The organism is Paracoccus sp. R86501 (assembly GCF_042466435.1).
GTDB lineage: Bacteria > Pseudomonadota > Alphaproteobacteria > Rhodobacterales > Rhodobacteraceae > Paracoccus.
This window is the reverse complement of the sequence record NZ_JAXHPZ010000001.1, coordinates 2,460,918-2,479,329: the sequence shown is the minus strand read 5'-3', so window position 1 is coordinate 2,479,329 and position 18,412 is coordinate 2,460,918. Positions and strand designations below refer to the sequence as shown.

The window sequence follows — 18,412 nt, the reverse complement described above, 5'->3', positions numbered from 1 at the left end:
TCAGCTGTCCAGTTCCGCGTCCCAATACAGAAAATCCATCCAGCTGTCGTGCAGGTGATTCGGCGGAAAACGCCGTCCAATGGCGTGCATTTCATCCGAAGTCGGCTGCTTGGCCGGTTTGCGCAGATGCATGCCGGAATGGCGCAGGCTGCGGTTGGCCTTGCGCAGGTTGCAAGGCGAACATGCAGCGACGACGTTTTCCCAGCTGGTGACGCCGCCGCGCGACCGGGGCACGACGTGATCGAAGGTCAGATCGCCCTTGCCTCCGCAATACTGGCAGCAGAATTCGTCCCGCAGAAATAAATTGAAGCGCGTGAATGCCACGCGCTTCTGGGGTCTGACATAATCTTTGAGGACGACAACCGAAGGGATCCGGAAGGCCTGTCGCTGACTTCGGACCTCCTGGTCGTATTCGGCGATGATCTGGACGCGGTCCAGGAAGACGGCCTTGATCGCTTCTTGCCAAGGCCACAGCGACAGAGGGTAATAGCTGAGTGGCCTGTAGTCGGCGTTCAGCACCAGCGCCGGAAAATGGCGCAGATTGGCCGGTTCGCGCACGAATTGCGTCCGGAATTCGCTGTGGTGATGATCGTCCAGCATGTCGCCCTTCCACCTGCGCGGTGGTGGTGTGACCAGCGCGCCCGTCAAATCCATGGCTCGACTATATATCGCGACGGGCATCTGGCAAGCCTGCGCGTCCGATCCGGCCCGGGGACCAGATTAGACGCCCGCGATGACAGCAGCGTGACAGGTGAAAGGCAGAGGACTGCCTAGCGCGGCAGCCGTTCATGCAAGAAGGACAGCGCCGCAGACAGCCCGTCTTGGGAAATGCCATGGGCGGTGCCCTTCATGACATGGCCATAGACGGTAAAGCCTGCGTTCTGCAGCGCGGTGCCTGCCAGATCCATGTCGGCGAAGGGCACGACCGGGTCCTGATCGCCATGGATCAGCAGCACCGGCGGCTTGACGCGAGTCTCGGCCTGCAAGGTCTCAGGCGTCAGCAGACGACCCGAAAAGCCGACGATGCCGGCGATTTCGGCGTCGCGGCGGGGGGCGACATGCAGCGACATCATCGTGCCCTGCGAGAAGCCCACCAGCGCCAGCCGGTCGGGGGTCAGGCCCTCATCGGCCAGCACCTTGTCAATGAAGGCGTTCAGGGCGATGGCGGCCTCGGCCATTCCGGCCTGGGCCTGTGCCTCGGAGGATCCATCCAGCCACGGGATGGGGAACCACTGGAAGCCCATCGGATTGCCGGTGCAAGGCTGCGGCGCGTTCGGGGCATAGAAGGCAGTATCAGGCAGATGCGGGGCCAGCGGATCGGCCAGACCCAACAGGTCGGCCCCGTCGGCGCCATAGCCATGCACGAAGATCACGACCGAGCGTGCCTTGGCGGGCCCCTTGCGGGCGGATGTCAGCGGTGCGGTCATGATGTTCCCTCGCGTCCTTTGGCCAAGCGGTAATAGGCCCACAGCCCCCGTGCCGCAACCGCACGCCATGGACGCCATGGTTCGGCCAGCTGCCGCAGCACGGCTGGCGTGGGGCGGGCGGGCAGGTCGTACATGATGCGCGCGGCCTCTTGCAGGGCCAGATCGCCGGCGGCGATGACATCGGCGCGGCCAAGGGCGAATTTCAGATAGATCTCGGCGGTCCAGATGCCGATGCCGGGCAGGGCGATCAGACGGGCGATGGCCGCATCGTCGGGCATGTCGCGCAGGGCGTGCCAATCGATCCCGGCATTGGCGATGCCACGTAGATAACGCTGCTTGGCCCGCGACAGCCCCGCCGCGCGCAGGTCCTCGTCGCTGGCATCGCAGATGGCGGCTTCGGTCAGCAGTCCCGCATCCTGCATCCGGCCCCAGATGGCGCCCGCCGCCGCGATCGAGATCTGCTGGCCGACGATGGCGCTGGCGATGGCTTCGAACCCGTCGTCGCGGCGGCGCAGGGGCAGGGGGCCAAGTTCTGGCAGGGTCTTCGCCCAGATGGGGCAGGCGCGGGCCAGATGCGCGCAGCCTTCGTCGATATCGGCTTGGGTGGTGATGATCCGTGCCTCAGGCACCTTCGCGCGCTTCCAGCTTCAGCCGCGTTTCCCATGCCATCGAGATATGCTGCCGCAGCGCCTGATCGGCGGCATCGGCATCGCCTGCGGCAATCGCCTCGACAATGCGGGCATGTTCGGCCAGCGCGGTTTCGCTGCGGCCTTCGGCGGCAAGCGAAGTGCGGGCCATCAGTGCCATGGTGCGGTGGACCAGATCAAGCTGCTGCACCAGATAGCGGTTGTGGGATGCCAGATGGATCTGGCGGTGGAAGCGTTTGTTGGCGCGGGCCAAGGCCTCGGGGTCGCCTGCGGATTTGTGGTCTTCCGCAACCATATGGGCCAGCACGCGGGTTTCTTCGGGCGTGGCGTGGCGGGCGGCAAGGCGTGCGGCCAGGGCCTCCAGCTCGGCGCGGACGACATAGAGTTCCGCCAGCTGGTTGTGATCCAGCGACGCCACGATCAGGCTGCGCCCGTCCCGGACCAGCATGGCTTGGGTCTCCAGCCGCTGCAGCGCCTCGCGCACGGGGGTGCGCGACACGCCGAAGCGTTCCGCCAGTTCGGATTCGACCAGCCGGTCGCCCGGGCGATAGGTGCCGCTTTCGATCGCGGTCAGGATCAAGGAATAGGCGTCTTTCATGGGCGACACGATTGGCCTTGCTGCGGCGAATTGCAAGCATCCCCGCGCCAAGCTATGGGAGATACATGGATTTTTCTCATGTTCGTGTCTGGATCTTCGATCTGGACAACACCCTTTACCCGCCCGAAGCCCAGCTGTTTTCCCAGATCGAGCTGCGGATGACGGCCTATATGATGCACGTGCTGGGTGTCCCGCAGGGCGATGCCGACCGGCTGCGGGCGGAATACTGGCGGCTGCACGGCACCACGCTGGCGGGGCTGATGGCCGAACATGACGTGGATGCGGGGCATTATCTGGCCGACGTGCATGACATCGATTTTTCGGTGTTGGATCCCGCGCCTGAACTGGCCCACGCGATCGCCGCGCTGCCGGGTCGGCGGATCATCCACACCAATGGCGATGCCACCTATGCGCGGCGCGTTCTGGCGGCGCGGGGGCTGGCCGATCCGGCCCTGTTCGAAGCCGTCTTCGGGATCGAGGAAACCGGCTTCCACCCCAAGCCCGCCGCCACGGCCTTTGACCGCGTGCTGAATTCCGCGGGGATCGACCCGCGACAGGCGGCTTTCTTCGAGGACGACCCCCGCAACCTGGCGATCCCCCATGCGTTGGGGATGCGGACGGTTCTGGTGGGGCAGGGGCGGCATGGTCCCGACGCGCTGGAAGGCGTGACCGATCACGGGCCGCATGTGGAATATCGGACCGACGATCTGACCGCATTCCTGCGCGGTCTGACGCGTGAGTGACGACCTGCGACAGCCGGACATCTGGCCCCTGCGCAGGAATGGGGACAGGATGGATGCCAGCAAAGGGGCAAGGCCATGACGGGCAAGATCGACGATATCGACATCCTGATCTCGGGCGGCGGAATCGCCGGTCTGATCACGGCGGGGGCTTTCGGGGCCGAGGGGTTCTCGGTCCTCTGCGTCGAACCCCGCGCCGCTTGTCACCGATGAAGGCGCGGCGGGGGCCGACCTGCGGTCCACGGCGTTCCTGACGCCCTCGGTGCAACTGCTGGAACAGATCGGGCTTTGGGAACGGCTGGCGCCTCATGCGACGGCCCTGCAGGTCATGCGGATCGTGGATGCAGGCGGCGCGGAACCGACCCCGCGCCTGACGCGTGACTTCGATGCCGCCGAGATCGGCGACCAACCCTTTGGCTGGAATCTGCCCAACTGGCTGCTGCGGCGGGAGATCTCGGCCCGTTTGCAGCAATTGCAGACGGTGCGTTTCCAGCCCGGCACGGGCACCGCAGGCGTGGTCGCGCGCGACGAAGGGGCCATCGTGACCTTGTCGGACGGTCGCCGGATCAAGGCGCGGCTGCTGGTCGGGGCGGACGGGCGCAACTCGCCGGTGCGTCAGGCGCTTGGGATCGGGGTCCGCACGTTGCGCTATGGTCAGAAGGCGCTGGCCTTTGCGGTGACGCATGACCAGCCGCATCACAATGTCTCGACCGAGGTGCATCGGTCGGGCGGGCCCTTCACGCTGGTGCCGCTGCCGGACCGCGACGGAAAACCCTCATCCGCGATTGTCTGGATGGAGAATGGCCGCGAAACCGCCCGCTTGGCCGCCCTGCCGCCCGAAGAATTCGAGGCCGAGGTGAATGCGCGTTCCGCGGGCGTGCTGGGGCATTTGCGCGTGGCCACCCGCCTGACCGAATGGCCGATCATCAGCCAGATCGCCGACCGCTTTACCGGTCCCCGCACCGCGCTGATCGCCGAGGCCGCCCACGTTCTGCCGCCCATCGGCGCGCAGGGGCTGAACATGAGCCTTGCCGATCTGGGTGCCCTGCTGGAGTTGTCGAAGGCCGATCCCGGCAGTGCGGAATCACTGGCAAAATTCGAGCGAACGCGCCGTCCCGAAGCCCATGCGCGGATGCTGGGCATCGACGCGCTGAACCGTGCCAGTCAGGCGCAGATGCGCCCGCTGCGCGACCTGCGTGCGGCGGCATTGGGCGGGCTTTACGGCATCGCGCCGATGCGCCGGTTGATGATGAAGGCGGGACTGGGTCTGCGCTGACCTTGATCGGGGTCGGGGTCGCACATAGGTCGGGTGCCCGGGGACGACCCCGGCACGAAGTGGAACCTCCGGGACGGCCCGGTCCGAACCGGAGCGGGTGATGCCCTGGATCCAGCTTTTCTTCGCGGGCCTTCTTGAGGTCGTCTGGTCCACCGCCATGAAGCAATCGCATGGCTTCAGCAGGCTTGCGCCCACGGCGGTGATGCTGGTCGGGATGGTCGCATCCTTCTGGCTGCTGTCGCTGGCGATGCGCAGCCTGCCATTGGGAACGGCCTATGCGGTCTGGACCGGTATTGGCGCCATTGGCAGCCTTGCGGTCGGCATGGCCCTGATGGGTGAGCCGATCACGCCGCTGAGCATTCTGGCGGCGACGCTGATTCTGGCGGGGATCGTCCTGATGAAGGTCGCGTCCTGACACCGCCATTGCGTCCCGCGACGGCCGGGGGACTGCATCCCCCGGACCCCCTGCAGGGGGTTTCTGACCCCAAAGGGACCGAAAACCATGCAAACGACGTGCTTTGGGTAATTTCATTCCGCCAAGCACAGTGCTAAACGCAACGGCAGCCAAAGGAGATCAGCCATGCCCGCCTATCGTTCCCGCACAACCACTCATGGCCGCAACATGGCAGGCGCGCGTGGCCTGTGGCGTGCGACCGGCGTGAAGGACAGCGATTTCGGCAAGCCGATCATCGCCATCGTCAACAGCTTTACGCAGTTCGTTCCCGGCCACGTCCACCTGAAGGATCTGGGCCAGATGGTCGCCCGCGAGGTTGAGGCCGCTGGCGGGATCGCCAAGGAATTCAACACCATCGCCGTGGATGACGGCATCGCGATGGGCCATGACGGTATGCTCTATTCGCTGCCCTCGCGTGAAGTGATTGCTGACAGCGTCGAATACATGGTCAACGCGCATTGCGCCGATGCGATGGTCTGCATCAGCAACTGCGACAAGATCACGCCGGGCATGCTGATGGCATCCCTGCGCCTGAACATCCCCACCGTCTTCGTGTCGGGCGGCCCGATGGAGGCCGGCAAGCTGGTCTTGGAAGACGGCAAGCTGAAGGCGCTGGATCTGGTCGATGCCATGGTCGCCGCCGCCGACAATTCGTATTCCGACGAACAGGTCGAGGCGATCGAGCGCTCGGCATGCCCCACCTGCGGGTCCTGTTCGGGCATGTTCACCGCCAATTCAATGAACTGCCTGACCGAGGCTTTGGGCCTGTCCCTGCCGGGCAACGGCTCCACCTTGGCCACCCATGCCGACCGTCAGCGCCTGTTCGTCGAAGCGGGCCACCTGATCGTCGATCTGGCACGCCGTCATTATGAAGGCGATGATTTCTCGGTTCTGCCGCGCAACGTCGCCAATTTCGCGGCCTTCGAAAACGCCATGACACTGGATATCGCCATGGGCGGGTCCACCAATACGGTGCTGCACCTGTTGGCCGCCGCGCATGAGGCAGGCATCGATTTCACCATGTCCGACATCGACCGCCTGTCGCGGCAGGTTCCGGTGCTGTGCAAGGTCGCGCCTGCCAAGGACGATGTCCATATGGAGGATGTCCACCGTGCGGGCGGGATCATGGCGATCCTTGGTCAGCTGGATAAGGCAGGCCTACTGGATACATCCGTGGGCAGCGTGCATTCGGGAACGCTGGCGCAGGCGCTGGACCGTTGGGACGTGTCGCGCACCCAGTCCGAGGCCGTGCATGATTTCTATCGCGCGGCACCCGGTGGCGTGCCGACGCAGGTCGCATTCTCGCAAAGCCAGCGTTTTGAAACCGTCGATCTTGACCGTGAAAACGGCGTCATCCGCAGCGCGGAACATGCGTTTTCCAAGGATGGTGGTCTGGCGGTGCTTTACGGCAACCTGGCCGAGGATGGCTGCATCGTGAAAACCGCGGGCGTGGACGAATCGATCCTGAAGTTCGAAGGGCCTGCCCATATCTTCGAAAGTCAGGATGACAGCGTCAGTGCCATCCTGACCGGCAAGGTCAAACCCGGAGAGGTCGTGCTGATCCGCTACGAAGGTCCGCGCGGCGGGCCGGGAATGCAGGAAATGCTGTATCCGACCAGCTATCTGAAATCCAAAGGGCTGGGCAAGGAATGCGCGCTTGTGACCGATGGCCGCTTCTCGGGTGGGTCGTCGGGCTTGTCGATCGGCCACGTCTCGCCCGAGGCTGCCGAAGGCGGCACCATCGGACTGGCCGAACAGGGCGACCTGATCCGCATCGACATTCCGAACCGCTTGATCGAACTGGTCGTCGACGATGCCACCTTGGCCGCCCGCCGCGAAAAGCGCGAAGCTGCCGGCTGGAAGCCTGAAAAGCCGCGCAAGCGTCAGGTTTCGACCGCGCTGCGGGCCTATGCGGCCATGACCACCAGTGCTGCCAAGGGTGCGGTGCGGATGATTCCGGACTGATCTTCTCGGTTGTCCAAATACCCAATCAACGCAGGCCCCCCCGCGATGCGGCATCGGGGCCTGCGCTATCCCAACGGCCCCGGTCGTCTTTCTTCGGACAGCATGACGTTCGCCTCGACCTGACCGATGCCGGGCAGAGTCATGATGCGCCGACGCAGGATGCGTTCGAAATCGGTGATGTCGCGGGCGGTGATGCGCAGGCGGTAATCGAACTGGCCCAGAACGTGCTGGACAAGCTGCACCTCGGGAATGGCAGTGACGGCGCGTTCGAAATCCTCAAGGCTGGTGCGGCCCTTGGCGGCAAGGCGGATGCCCAGAAAGACCGTGACGCCAAACCCCAAGGCGGCATTGTCCAGCATCACCCGCCGACCCGCGATGATGCCGTGATCGGTAAGCCGCTTGATGCGCCGCCAAGCTGCGGGTTGGCCGATGCCCACGGCTCGACCGACCTGCGCGGCACTTTGGATGGCATCCTGCACCACGATGCGCAGAATGGCGCGGTCGGTGTCGTCCAGATCGGTCACAGGGCCAGATCCTCGCTGTCCTTGATGGTGGAAACCAGCATCAGTGCATCGATATCGGCGATATGGGGCAGGGTCAGGATGCGATCGCGATAGACCTGCTGCCAATGCGCCATGTCGCGGGCAATCACCGACAAGCGCCAATCGACACTGCCCAGAAAGCTCTGGATCTCGATCACCTCGGGGACGTCGCGGACGGCTGCCAGGAATTCGTCGAAGGCGCGGGGGTTCGTCTTGTCCAAGGTGAAGCGCAGGCTGACCTGAACCTCCCACCCCAAGGCGCGCCAGTCAATGCGGGCCTGAACGCCCTTCAGCACCCCGGCCTCGCGCAGGCGTTCGATGCGCCGCCACAGGCTGGCGGTGGTGACGCCTGCCCGTTCGGCCAACTGGGCGTTCGATGCCGAGGGGTCCGCCATCATGTGGCGAAGTATGCGGCGATCCGTATCGTCAGGCATGAATTTCATATCTTAGGCTATAAACAAGCATGATCCTTTCCGAAAGATTGAAAATCATGTGGCGATTGCACGATGTCATCGGTGTTTGCGGGCTATAACCATGTCAGCAGATAAGAAGGATTTCATCATGCGCGTTTACTACGACCGCGATTGCGACGTGAACCTCATCAAAGAGATGAAGGTCGCTATTCTTGGCTATGGCAGCCAAGGCCATGCCCATGCGCTGAACCTGCGCGATTCGGGTGCCAAGAACGTCGTCGTCGCTCTGCGCGAAGGCAGCCCCTCGGCCGCCAAGGCCGAAGGCGAGGGCCTGAAGGTCATGGGCATCGCCGAAGCGGCCGCATGGTGCGATGTCATCATGTTCACTATGCCCGACGAGCTGCAGGCCGAGACCTACAAGAAATACGTCCATGACAACCTGCGCGACGGCGCGGCGATCGCCTTCGCCCACGGCCTGAACGTGCACTTCGGCCTGATCGAGCCGAAGCCCGGCGTCGATGTCATCATGATGGCCCCCAAGGGCCCCGGCCACACTGTCCGCGGAGAATACGTCAAGGGCGGCGGCGTGCCCTGCCTGGTCGCGATCCATCAGGACGCTTCGGGCAAGGCCATGGATATCGGCCTGTCCTATTGCTCGGCCATCGGCGGCGGCCGTTCGGGCATCATCGAGACCAACTTCCGCGAAGAATGCGAAACCGACCTGTTCGGCGAACAAGCCGTTCTGTGCGGTGGTCTGGTCGAGCTGATCCGCTGCGGCTTCGAAACGCTGGTCGAAGCGGGCTATGCCCCCGAGATGGCCTATTTCGAGTGCCTGCACGAAGTGAAGCTGATCGTCGACCTGATCTATGAAGGCGGCATCGCCAACATGGACTACTCGATCTCGAACACGGCGGAATACGGCCAGTATGTCACCGGCCCGCGCATCCTGCCCTACGAGGAAACCAAGGCCCGCATGAAGGCAGTTCTGACCGACATCCAGCAGGGCAAATTCGTCCGCGACTTCATGCTGGAAAACCAGGTTGGCCAGCCGACGCTGAAAGCCTCGCGCCGTTCGAACGACGAACATCAGATCGAACAGGTCGGTGCCAAGCTGCGCGAAATGATGCCCTGGATCTCTAAGGGCAAGATGGTTGACAAGGCCCGCAACTGATCTGCGGACCTGCTGATTTGGAAAGCCCGGGCAATCGCCCGGGCTTTTTTCATTTCTCCAGCTTGTCTTGCGTGCGGGTCTGGAAGTCCGACGCGTCATGGCGTTCATGCAGCTGCTTGGACAGGTCGCCCGAGGTCGCGTTGACCATCACGCCGCGCTGGACGGCGGGGCGGGCGGCAATCTCCTGCTGCCAGCGGTGCAGGTTCTTGTAGCTGGCGGCATCAAGGAAGGTCGCGGCATCGCCATAGGCGCCACCGGTGATTAGGCGACCATACCAGGGGAAAATCGCCATGTCGGCAATGGTGTATTCATCGCCCGCGATGAAGCGGTTGTCGGCCAGGCGTTGGTCCAGCAGGTCCAGCTGACGCTTGACCTCCATGGTAAAGCGGTCGATGGCATATTCGATCTTGACCGGCGCATAGGCATAGAAATGCCCGAAGCCGCCGCCCAGATAGGGGCCTGCGCCCATCTGCCAGAACAGCCAGTTCAGCGTCTCGGTCCGCGCGGCATGGTCCTTGGGCAGGAAGGCTCCGAATTTCTCGGCCAGATACAGCAGGATTGATCCGCTTTCGAAGACGCGCTGCGCGGGCGTCACCGAATGGTCCATCAGCGCCGGGATCTTGGAATTCGGGTTCACGTCCACGAAGCCGCTGGAAAACTGGTCGCCCTCGCCGATATCGATCAGCCAGGCATCGTATTCCGCGCCGGCATGCCCTGCCTCCAGCAGCTCCTCCAGCATGATGGTCACCTTCTGGCCGTTCGGCGTGGCCAGCGAATAAAGCTGCAGCGGGTGCTTGCCGACCGACAGTTCCTTGTCGTGCGTCTTGCCTGCCGTGGGGCGGTTGATGCTGGCGAATTTGCCTCCGTTTTCCTTGCCGGGTGTCCAGACCTTGGGCGGGGTATAGTCTTCGGTCATATGATGTCCTGTCGTTGACTGACCCTCAAGATGTGGTGGGGTTTGCCAAACATCAACCCGCGGCGGGGACTTGGCAAATGTTCCGCTTATGTTCTATAATGGCGCCATGCTTCCCCCGCGCGATCCCGACGAACGCCTGAAGGCCCGTGGCGCAGACACCCGCCCCGACGGACGGTTCGAAGCATTGGCCCGCGAACGTCAGGACGACGGCTGGGACATCCCCGAAGACGACCACCTGTTGCGCACACAGATCACCATGGAACGCCCGCGCAGCATCATCACGCGGAACACCTCGCCGGATGTGCCGTTCGACCGGTCGATCAACCCCTATCGCGGTTGCGAGCATGGCTGCATCTATTGCTATGCGCGGCCCAGCCACGCCTATCTGGGCCTGTCGCCGGGGCTGGATTTCGAAACCTGCATCACCGCCAAGGAAGGCGCTGCGGACCTGCTGGAACGGGAATTGGGGCGGCCCAGCTATAAGCCCGCGCCGATCGCGCTTGGGACCAACACCGACCCCTATCAGCCGGCCGAGGCGAAGCTGGCGATCATGCCCGGCATCCTGCGAGTGCTGCGCGACTGGAACCACCCCGCGACGCTGATCACGCGGGGGCAGACGGTGCTGCGCGATCTGGACCTCTGGGCCGAGCTGGCGGCGCGCGACATGGCGACGGTGGGGGTCAGCATCACGACGCTGGATCCGGCCCTTGCCCGCGCGATGGAGCCACGCGCGCCGACCCCCGCGACCCGTCTGCGAATGATCCGGGACCTGTCCCGCGCGGGTGTGCCCGTCCGCGTCATGGTCGCCCCCGTCATCCCCGTGCTGACCGAACCCGAGATCGAGGCCATCCTGACCGCCGCGCGCGAGGCCGGGGCCACCACCGCCAGCATGATCCCCGTCCGCCTGCCGCACGAAGTCGCGCCGCTGTTTCGCGACTGGCTGGAACGCCACCGGCCCGGCATGGCCGCCCATGTGATGAACCGCATTCAGGCGATGCGCGGCGGGCGCGACAACGATCCGCGCTTTGGTCACAGGTTCCGGGGCGAAGGGGTGGAGGCGCAGCTGGCGATGCAGCGCTTCCGGCTGGCCCGCAAGCGGCTTGGCTATCGCGAAGGGCAGCCGGCGCTGGATTGCAGCCGCTTTGGCCGCCCGCCCAGGGCAGGCGACCAGATGTCGTTGTTCTGAAGGGTCAGTGGCGGCGGCCGATGATCTGGCCCTCGGTCCCGTCATTGGCCGAGCTGAACGGCCCCAGCAGCATGGTGATCTGTTCCAGCGTCGGGCGGGGACCGGCGGGCCGCGTCTCCAGCGCCTCGCGCATGGCGCGCAGATGTTCGGGCATGGTGCCGCAGCAGCCGCCGATGACCCGCACGCCCATGTCGCGGGCCAGGACGGCGTAATCGGCCATCAGTTCGGGGGTGCCGTCGTAATGGATGTTGCCGTCATGCATGTGCGGGACGCCCGCATTGCCCTTGGCGATGATCGGGCGTTCATTGCCCGATGCGACAAACCCTGTCACCGTGCGCAACAGGTCCGATGCCCCGATGCCGCAATTCGCGCCATAGGCCACGGGCGGGTTCGGCAGACGTTCCACCGCCGATGACAGCTCGGCCGAGGTGGTGCCCATGATCGTACGCCCCGCCGTGTCGAAGCTGAGCGATCCGCACCAGGCCATGTCAACCAGACGCGCGGCTTCGGCTGCGGCCTTCATCTCATCGATGGAACTCAGCGTCTCGACCCAGAGGATGTCCGCCCCGCCGTCTTTCAGCGCCTGCGCCTGTTCGTGGAACATCTCGGTCGCGCGGGCGCGGGTCAGGCTGCCCATGGGGGCCATGAATTCGCCGATGGGACCCATACTGCCCGCCACGATGACCTTGCGGCCCGCGCGGTCGGCCTGATCGCGGGCGATGCTGGCGGCAAGGCGGTTCAGCTCGGTCACGCGGTGGGATGCGCCTTGCAGATGCAACCGGCTGGCATTGGCGCCAAAGCTGTTGGTCAGGAACAGATCGGATCCGGCCTCGATGGCGCTGCGATGCAGGGCGGCGATGCGGTCGGGATGGCTGGCGTTCCACATCTCGGGCGGGGTTGCGCCGTCCAGACCCATGTTGAACAGGGCGGTTCCCGTCGCCCCGTCGGCCAGCACGAAAGGGGCGGTTTCCAGCATCCGGCTGAGCGCGTCGGTCATCGTCTTATCCTTCGCAGGCAGGGTCATCGACCCCGTGTCGGGATCCGAAAGCATCAAGTCCATGTCAAATAAAGCCATGTGGTGGAACAATTTTTACATGAACGTATGAAAAACCGCGCCGGTTTCCCGGCGCGGTCGATTTAGTCCGAAGATGTCCATCGATCAGTTGCGATCGTCGTCGCCTTCGTCATCGTTGGCACCGCCGATGTCGTCGAACAGTTCGGCGATCTCGAATTCGGCTTCGGCATCTGCCTCGGCAGCCATGTCCTGAATCGACTTGCCCTGCGCCTGCAGTTCAGCCTCTTCGTTGGAGCGTGCGACGTTCATGGTGATCGTCGCTTCGACTTCCGGGTGCAGAACGACGGTGACGTCGTGCATGCCCAGGTACTTGATCGGCTCGCGCAGGACGACCTGCTTGCGATCGACCGAGAAGCCGGCTTCGGTGGCCGCGTCGGCTGCGTCACGGGTCGTGACCGAACCGTAAAGCGCGCCCGAATCGGAAGCCGAGCGGATGACGACGAAAGCTTCGCCGTCCAGCTTGGCTGCGATCTTTTCGGCGTCTGCCTTGGATTCCGCGTTGCGGGTTTCCAGCTGAGCCTTCTGGCCTTCGAATGCCTTGATGTTGGCGTCCGAAGCGCGCAGAGCCTTTTTCTGCGGCAGCAGGAAGTTACGGGCATAGCCCTGTTTCACGTTGACGACTTCGCCCATCTGGCCAAGTTTCGCCACGCGTTCCAGCAGGATGACTTGCATGTGTTAGTCTCCTTACTTCACGACGTAGGGCAGCAGGGCAAGGAAGCGTGCGCGCTTGATGGCGCGAGCCAGCTCACGTTGCTTCTTGGCCGAGACAGCGGTGATGCGCGAAGGCACGATTTTGCCGCGTTCGCTGATATAGCGCTGCAGCAGACGGGTGTCTTTATAGTCGATCGCAGGTGCGTTGTCGCCCGAGAAGGGGCAGACTTTGCGACGACGGAAGAACGGTTTGTTCGCCATGTCTCAGATCTCCTCAGTTCCGCTCGCGGCGTTCGCCGCGGTCACCACGGTCGCCGCCACGGGGACGATCGCCACGCTCTTCGCGCTTCTGCATCTGGACCGAGGGGCCTTCCTGATGCTCGTCCACGCGGATGGTCATCACGCGCATCACGTCATCATGCAGGCGGGCCAGGCGTTCCATTTCCAGCACGGCCGACGACGGGGCGTCGGTGCGCAGGAAGGCGTAATGGCCCTTGCGGTTCTTGTTGATCTTGTAGGCCAGGGTGCGGACACCCCAGTATTCGTGTTCGACGACCTTGCCACCATTGTCGGCAAGAATGGTCGAGAAGTGTTCGATCAGCCCTTCGGCCTGCGTGTTCGACAGGTCCTGGCGGGCGATCAGCACATGCTCATACAGAGACATGGCGATCCTTTCGAATTATAGCGCATTTCATCGACGGGTCGTCCCTTCCGCACCCGTCACGAGAGGCTGCGCAGTTTCTGGATACAGGCGGAAGGATGGGGCTTCATAGCAGCGATTGCTGATGATGCAAGGTGATTCGGGCGGCTGACGGCGCCTTCCGCGGGGGAATGCCGCAAGGGGGCGACGCGTCCGGCATTTCCGGTGCGAAAGATAACTGTCCGCCATGCCACGTCGCATGGACCCCGATGCAGGCGGCCAGAGTTGAGGTGATACCTGCCAACCAGTTCGAGGAGCCTTTGACATGCAGACAGAAAATATCGGACCCGGCAGGCTGGAAACATGGACCGTCGCCGAAGTCGCGGCCGCCGTGAAAGCCGATGAGATCGCGCTGATCGATGTGCGCACCCCTGCGGAATACATGTTCGAACAGATCCAAGGTGCGCTGCTGGCGCCCATGGCTTTCATTGTGCCCGAACGACTGCCCTTGGGCGGCGACAAGCCGGTGGTGCTCTATTGCGGGTCTTCCATGCGGTCGGAAAAGGTGGCACGGCAGATTCTGACCACGGGAGTGACAGACCGTATCGCGCACATGCAGGGCGGGTTTGCCGCGTGGAAAGAGGCCGGCCAGCCTTATCGCGGCACGGATATGGCATCGGGGGCGCCGGTGGTGGCGCCTGCGGGCAAGTCCGGCTGATGACCTCTTGCGGGGGCGGGGGCTGCAGGGCAGTCTGAGCGCCGCAATCAAGGGGATGACGATGGCGCTGGAAGACGCAAAGACGCAAGTGGATCAGGCCTTCACGCGGGCTGATCCGCGCGGCCTGTCGTTCGAGAACGCCTTTGGCGGCGCCACCAGCTTTTTGCGCCGTCGTTACACCAAGGACCTGACCGGGGTGGATGTGGCCGTCACGGGCGTCCCCTTCGATCAGGCCGTCACCCACCGCCCCGGCACGCGCTTTGGCCCCCGCGCCATCCGCGAGGCATCGACCCTGCAGGCCTTCGACGCGCCATACGGCTGGGGCTATGACCCGCTAAGCGTTCTGAACGTCGCCGATTACGGTGACATGCCTTTCGATTACGCCAATATCCGCGATGTTCCCGCCCGCGTTACCGCCCACATCGGCACGATCATGGATGCGGGGGCCGCCCCCATCACGCTTGGCGGCGATCATTTCATCACGCTGCCGATCCTGCGCGCCATGGCCGAACGCCACGGCCCCGTTGCGCTGATCCAGTTCGATGCCCATTCCGACACATGGGTCGATGACGACCCCGACCGCATCGACCACGGCACCTTCCTTTATAAGGCCATCAAGCAGGGGCTGGTTGATCCCGCCGCCTGCGTCAGCATTGGCATCCGCACCGACAACCCCGACACGTTGGGCGTGACCATCCTTGATGCGCCATCGGTGCATCAGGACGGGGTGCAGGCCACGCTGGATCGTATCCGCGCGGTTGTGGGCGACCGCCCGGTTTACATCACCTTCGATATCGACGCGTTGGACCCCGCCTTTGCGCCCGGCACCGGCACGCCGGTCTGGGGCGGGCTGGCCAGCTGGCAGGCGGCGGCGCTGTTGCGCGGGCTGGCGGGCATCAACATGATCGGCGGCGACGTGGTCGAAGTCTCGCCCCCCTATGACACCACCGGCGCGACAGCCATTGCGGGTGCGCATGTCGCGTTCGAGCTGATCGCGCTTTACGGTTGGAACAGGCGCGGGTAACCCGAAACCATGTTGCCCCAAGATCGCCTTGCCCAGATCACCCAACGGTTCGAGTATCTCGAAGCGCAGTTGAACGCTGGTGCCGCGCCCGACCAGATCGCCAAGATCAGCCGCGAATATGCCGAACTGAAGCCCGTTGTCGAAGGGATCGCCCATTGGCGCGATGCCACCGACGCCTTGGCCGAGGCCAAGGCCATGCTCTCCGACCCCGAGATGCGCGAACTGGCCGAGGACGAGCTACGCCGCCTGAACGCCGAACTGCCCGATCTGGAACAGCAGCTGCGCGTGGCACTGTTGCCCAAGGATGCCGCCGACGCACGTCCCGCCATTCTGGAAATCCGCCCCGGCACCGGCGGGGATGAGGCGGCCTTGTTCGCGGGCAACCTTTTGTCGATGTATCGTCGCCATTCCGAACAGCAGGGCTGGGATTTCCAGATGCTGGAGCTGACCCAGACCGAACTGGGCGGCGTCAAGGAGGCCATGGCCCGCATCGCCGGTGACGGTGTCTTTGCGCGGCTGAAATACGAATCCGGCGTGCACCGCGTCCAGCGCGTTCCCGAAACCGAATCGGGCGGGCGCATCCACACCAGCGCCGCCACCGTCGCCGTCCTGCCCGAAGCCGCCGAAGATGTTGAAATCGACATTCCCGCAGGTGACATCCGCATCGACACCATGCGTGCCAGCGGCGCAGGCGGCCAGCATGTCAACACCACCGACAGCGCCGTCCGTATCACCCATCTGCCCACCGGCATCGTCGTGACCAGCAGTGAAAAGTCCCAGCACCAGAACCGCGCCAATGCCATGGCCGTGCTGCGGGCGCGGCTTTACGACATGCAGCGCCAGAAGGCCGATGACGAACGCGCCGCCGACCGCAAATCACAGGTCGGCAGCGGCGATCGCAGCGAACGCATCCGCACCTATAACTTCCCGCAGGGCCGCATGACCGATCACCGCATCAACCTGACGCTCTATTCACTGGACAAGATCATGACCGGCGACATCTCGGAAATCATCGATGCCCTGACCGCCCATGATCAGGCGGCCCGTCTGGCGGACGCCGAATGAAGCTGTCGCAGGCGCAGGCCGATGGCGCCTCACTTCTGCGCGCCGCCGGGATCGAGGGCGCATCGCGCGATGCCGACCGCATCCTTGCCGCCGTTCTGGACATGGAACCGGGCCGCCTGCGCATCACCGAAGACCGTGATCTGACCGCCGATGAAGCGGCGCGTTTCAACAAGGGCATCGCCGCGCGTGCCTTGCATCAGCCCGTGGCGCAGATCGTCGGCTTTCGCGATTTCTGGGCGCATCGCTTCAAAGTGACACGCGACACGCTGGACCCGCGCCCCGAAACCGAGGCGCTGGTCGAGGCCGCCTTGGCCCGCCCGTGGAAGACGGTGCTGGATCTGGGTACGGGGACGGGCGCGATCCTGATCTCGCTGTTGGCGGCGCGGGCAGGGACGACTGGCATCGGCACTGATATTTCCGAAAAGGCTCTGGAGGTTGCGCGTCATAACGCCCGCCGTATCGGCGTGAATGCGCGGTTCCGGCAGGCTGATTGGTATCAGGGCATCAGCGGCAGCTTCGATCTGATCGTCTCGAACCCGCCCTATATCGCGGCGGATGAAATGGCGGGGCTGTCATCGGATGTGCGCGACTGGGAACCCCGTCAGGCGCTGACCGACAATGCCGACGGCCTGACCGCCTATCGCGCCATTGCGGCAGGGGCGCCGGCCATGCTGACCCCGCAAGGCATCGTCCTGACCGAGATCGGCCCCACCCAGGGCCGGGCAGTCGCGGCACTGTTCGCGGACCGCGGCGCAACCACCGCCGTACTGCCCGATCTGGATGGCCGCGACAGGGTCGTGCTTGCGGAATTCGGCCGCTGATCAGCCCTTTCCCGCGCAAATGCCGCATTTCGGGCAGTTTTTGCTTGTCATGTCTGGGGTGGCATGGTTAGTCGGCAACGTGCAGCAGGCCGACAGCCACTGCACGGTCAGCCTGACACTGCCAATTCCGACAGGGCGCGCAACGCGCCGTTGCTGGGGCGAGGCAGGGCTGAACGGAGAGGACAATCACGCCCCCGTAGCCATCCGACACCGCCGTCCAGTTCACTCTGGCACCCCTGCGATCAGAAACATTACAGACAGACTGATGAGATCATCAAAATCCCGTTCGCGTAGCAAATCTAATCGCCAACGTTCGCTTGGCAACGTGGTCAACCGTGTCTTCGACAGCTCGGGGCCCGAGGGCAAGGTGCGTGGCACCCCTCAGCAAATCATCGAAAAATACCTGACCCTGGCACGGGACGCCCAGTTGTCCCATGACCGTGTCGCGGAACAAAGCTTCCTGCAGCATGCCGAACACTACACGCGCATGCTGGGCGAAGCCCAACGCGAGATGGCCGAACGTCAGGGCCAGCCGAATGGCCAGAACAACCGTCAGGACGATGACGGCGGCTATTCGAACCACGGCTATGGCACCGGCCATAACGCCAGCAATCACAGCAATAACAACAACAACGGTGGTGGTGGCAACAACAACGGCCATCAGGGATCGCGCAACGATCAGCGCGGCGACCAGCGTAGTGAGCAAGGTGATGGCGGCAATGGCGGCCAGAACCAGCGTCGCGACAACAACCGTGACCAGCAGAACCGCCAGCCGCGCCATGATCAGACCGATCAACCGGCCGAGGCTGCACCCGAACCCGTTCAGGCCCCCGCGCCTCAGCAGCCCAGCCTGCCTGATGCCGTTGCCGCCAGCGACGAGGATCAGTCGGCAGCCGTGACCACGCCGGAAACGGAGCCCGCGCCCAAACCCGCGCGTGCCCGCAGTTCGCGTCCCCGCACGCCGCGCAGCCCGACGGGCACGACGACGCGCAGCCGCCGCAAGCCGGTGGCCGAGGATGGCGCCGCACCCGCCGCCGAAGCGCCTGCACCCAAGGACAGCAACGACGCCGAGTGATCGGCGTC

21 protein-coding genes and 1 pseudogene are annotated in these 18,412 nt (G+C 64.4%); 11 read left to right on the top strand and 11 right to left on the bottom strand.

The annotated features are described in order from the left end of the window. The 4 genes from SJY40_RS12125 to SJY40_RS12110 all read right to left on the bottom strand — a co-directional run bounded on the left by SJY40_RS12125 (position 1) and on the right by SJY40_RS12110 (position 2,672). Complete coding sequence (locus SJY40_RS12125; RefSeq protein WP_378948425.1) at positions 1-600, bottom strand: HNH endonuclease; 600 nt, start codon at positions 598-600, stop codon at positions 1-3. Between the two features lie 170 nt (positions 601-770). Further along, entirely contained in the window at positions 771-1,427 is a 657-nt protein-coding gene (locus SJY40_RS12120; protein ID WP_378946701.1) for an alpha/beta hydrolase, read from the bottom strand. Beyond that, positions 1,424-2,056 (bottom strand): DNA-3-methyladenine glycosylase family protein, encoded by a 633-nt coding sequence (locus SJY40_RS12115; RefSeq protein WP_378946699.1) that lies wholly within the window; start codon positions 2,054-2,056, stop codon positions 1,424-1,426. Before SJY40_RS12115 ends, SJY40_RS12120 begins: the two co-directional genes overlap by 4 nt. Continuing rightward, positions 2,049-2,672, bottom strand: coding sequence for a GntR family transcriptional regulator (locus SJY40_RS12110; RefSeq protein ID WP_378946697.1), 624 nt, complete (start codon positions 2,670-2,672; stop codon positions 2,049-2,051). The genes SJY40_RS12115 and SJY40_RS12110 overlap by 8 nt, the downstream gene beginning before the upstream one ends. A 65-nt stretch (positions 2,673-2,737) precedes the next feature. Between SJY40_RS12110 and SJY40_RS12105 the strand changes: the two genes are divergently transcribed. From SJY40_RS12105 to ilvD, 4 genes and pseudogenes are all read left to right on the top strand, one after another. Then, a complete protein-coding gene (locus tag SJY40_RS12105; RefSeq protein WP_378946694.1) occupies positions 2,738-3,415 on the top strand; it encodes a pyrimidine 5'-nucleotidase in 678 nt (225 codons plus the stop codon). Positions 3,416-3,490: 75 nt separating this feature from the next. Continuing rightward, positions 3,491-4,688: pseudogene (locus SJY40_RS12100) on the top strand (UbiH/UbiF family hydroxylase). Positions 4,689-4,788: 100 nt separating this feature from the next. Beyond that, complete coding sequence (locus tag SJY40_RS12095; protein ID WP_378946691.1) at positions 4,789-5,103, top strand: DMT family transporter; 315 nt, start codon at positions 4,789-4,791, stop codon at positions 5,101-5,103. 165 nt (positions 5,104-5,268) lie between these two features. Further along, on the top strand, positions 5,269-7,107 hold the full coding sequence (gene ilvD, locus SJY40_RS12090; RefSeq protein ID WP_378946688.1) for a dihydroxy-acid dehydratase: 1,839 nt from the start codon (positions 5,269-5,271) through the stop codon (positions 7,105-7,107). Positions 7,108-7,172: 65 nt separating this feature from the next. Here ilvD and SJY40_RS12085 read toward each other — a convergent pair whose 3' ends face one another. Beyond that, positions 7,173-7,631, bottom strand: coding sequence for an Lrp/AsnC family transcriptional regulator (locus SJY40_RS12085; protein WP_378946685.1), 459 nt, complete (start codon positions 7,629-7,631; stop codon positions 7,173-7,175). After that, positions 7,628-8,083 (bottom strand): Lrp/AsnC family transcriptional regulator, encoded by a 456-nt coding sequence (locus tag SJY40_RS12080; RefSeq protein ID WP_378946682.1) that lies wholly within the window; start codon positions 8,081-8,083, stop codon positions 7,628-7,630. Before SJY40_RS12080 ends, SJY40_RS12085 begins: the two co-directional genes overlap by 4 nt. Before the next feature lie 127 nt (positions 8,084-8,210). Here SJY40_RS12080 and ilvC point away from each other — a divergent pair, with 127 nt between their 5' ends. Then, on the top strand, positions 8,211-9,233 hold the full coding sequence (ilvC, locus tag SJY40_RS12075) for a ketol-acid reductoisomerase (RefSeq protein WP_378946680.1): 1,023 nt from the start codon (positions 8,211-8,213) through the stop codon (positions 9,231-9,233). A 49-nt stretch (positions 9,234-9,282) separates the two neighbouring features. On the opposite strand, the gene yghU is transcribed toward ilvC, so the two are convergent. Next, positions 9,283-10,149 (bottom strand): glutathione-dependent disulfide-bond oxidoreductase, encoded by an 867-nt coding sequence (gene yghU / locus SJY40_RS12070; protein ID WP_378946677.1) that lies wholly within the window; start codon positions 10,147-10,149, stop codon positions 9,283-9,285. A 106-nt stretch (positions 10,150-10,255) separates the two neighbouring features. Here yghU and SJY40_RS12065 point away from each other — a divergent pair, with 106 nt between their 5' ends. Continuing rightward, positions 10,256-11,335 (top strand): PA0069 family radical SAM protein, encoded by a 1,080-nt coding sequence (locus SJY40_RS12065; protein ID WP_378946674.1) that lies wholly within the window; start codon positions 10,256-10,258, stop codon positions 11,333-11,335. A 4-nt stretch (positions 11,336-11,339) separates the two neighbouring features. On the opposite strand, the gene bmt is transcribed toward SJY40_RS12065, so the two are convergent. The 4 genes from bmt to rpsF all read right to left on the bottom strand — a co-directional run bounded on the left by bmt (position 11,340) and on the right by rpsF (position 13,725). Next, positions 11,340-12,332, bottom strand: a complete 993-nt coding sequence (bmt, locus tag SJY40_RS12060) for a betaine--homocysteine S-methyltransferase (protein ID WP_378946672.1) — start codon at positions 12,330-12,332, stop codon at positions 11,340-11,342. Positions 12,333-12,494: 162 nt separating this feature from the next. Next, complete coding sequence (rplI, locus tag SJY40_RS12055) at positions 12,495-13,082, bottom strand: 50S ribosomal protein L9 (protein WP_378946669.1); 588 nt, start codon at positions 13,080-13,082, stop codon at positions 12,495-12,497. Between the two features lie 12 nt (positions 13,083-13,094). Then, complete coding sequence (rpsR, locus tag SJY40_RS12050) at positions 13,095-13,322, bottom strand: 30S ribosomal protein S18 (RefSeq protein ID WP_042247758.1); 228 nt, start codon at positions 13,320-13,322, stop codon at positions 13,095-13,097. A 13-nt stretch (positions 13,323-13,335) separates the two neighbouring features. Continuing rightward, complete coding sequence (gene rpsF, locus SJY40_RS12045) at positions 13,336-13,725, bottom strand: 30S ribosomal protein S6 (RefSeq protein ID WP_378946666.1); 390 nt, start codon at positions 13,723-13,725, stop codon at positions 13,336-13,338. 301 nt (positions 13,726-14,026) lie between these two features. Here rpsF and SJY40_RS12040 point away from each other — a divergent pair, with 301 nt between their 5' ends. From SJY40_RS12040 to SJY40_RS12020, 5 genes are all read left to right on the top strand, one after another. After that, the gene (locus SJY40_RS12040; protein WP_378946663.1) at positions 14,027-14,419 is read left to right on the top strand and encodes a rhodanese-like domain-containing protein; all 393 of its coding nucleotides are present in this window, start codon (positions 14,027-14,029) and stop codon (positions 14,417-14,419) included. A 61-nt stretch (positions 14,420-14,480) separates the two neighbouring features. Next, on the top strand, positions 14,481-15,443 hold the full coding sequence (gene speB / locus SJY40_RS12035) for an agmatinase (RefSeq protein WP_378946660.1): 963 nt from the start codon (positions 14,481-14,483) through the stop codon (positions 15,441-15,443). Positions 15,444-15,452: 9 nt separating this feature from the next. Then, complete coding sequence (gene prfA, locus SJY40_RS12030) at positions 15,453-16,508, top strand: peptide chain release factor 1 (protein ID WP_378946657.1); 1,056 nt, start codon at positions 15,453-15,455, stop codon at positions 16,506-16,508. Continuing rightward, positions 16,505-17,329, top strand: coding sequence for a peptide chain release factor N(5)-glutamine methyltransferase (gene prmC, locus SJY40_RS12025; protein WP_378946654.1), 825 nt, complete (start codon positions 16,505-16,507; stop codon positions 17,327-17,329). Before prfA ends, prmC begins: the two co-directional genes overlap by 4 nt. 325 nt (positions 17,330-17,654) lie before the next feature. Then, positions 17,655-18,404: a DUF4167 domain-containing protein gene (locus tag SJY40_RS12020; RefSeq protein ID WP_378946652.1), complete on the top strand. Its 750-nt coding sequence runs from the start codon at positions 17,655-17,657 to the stop codon at positions 18,402-18,404. Positions 18,405-18,412: the final 8 nt, after the last annotated feature.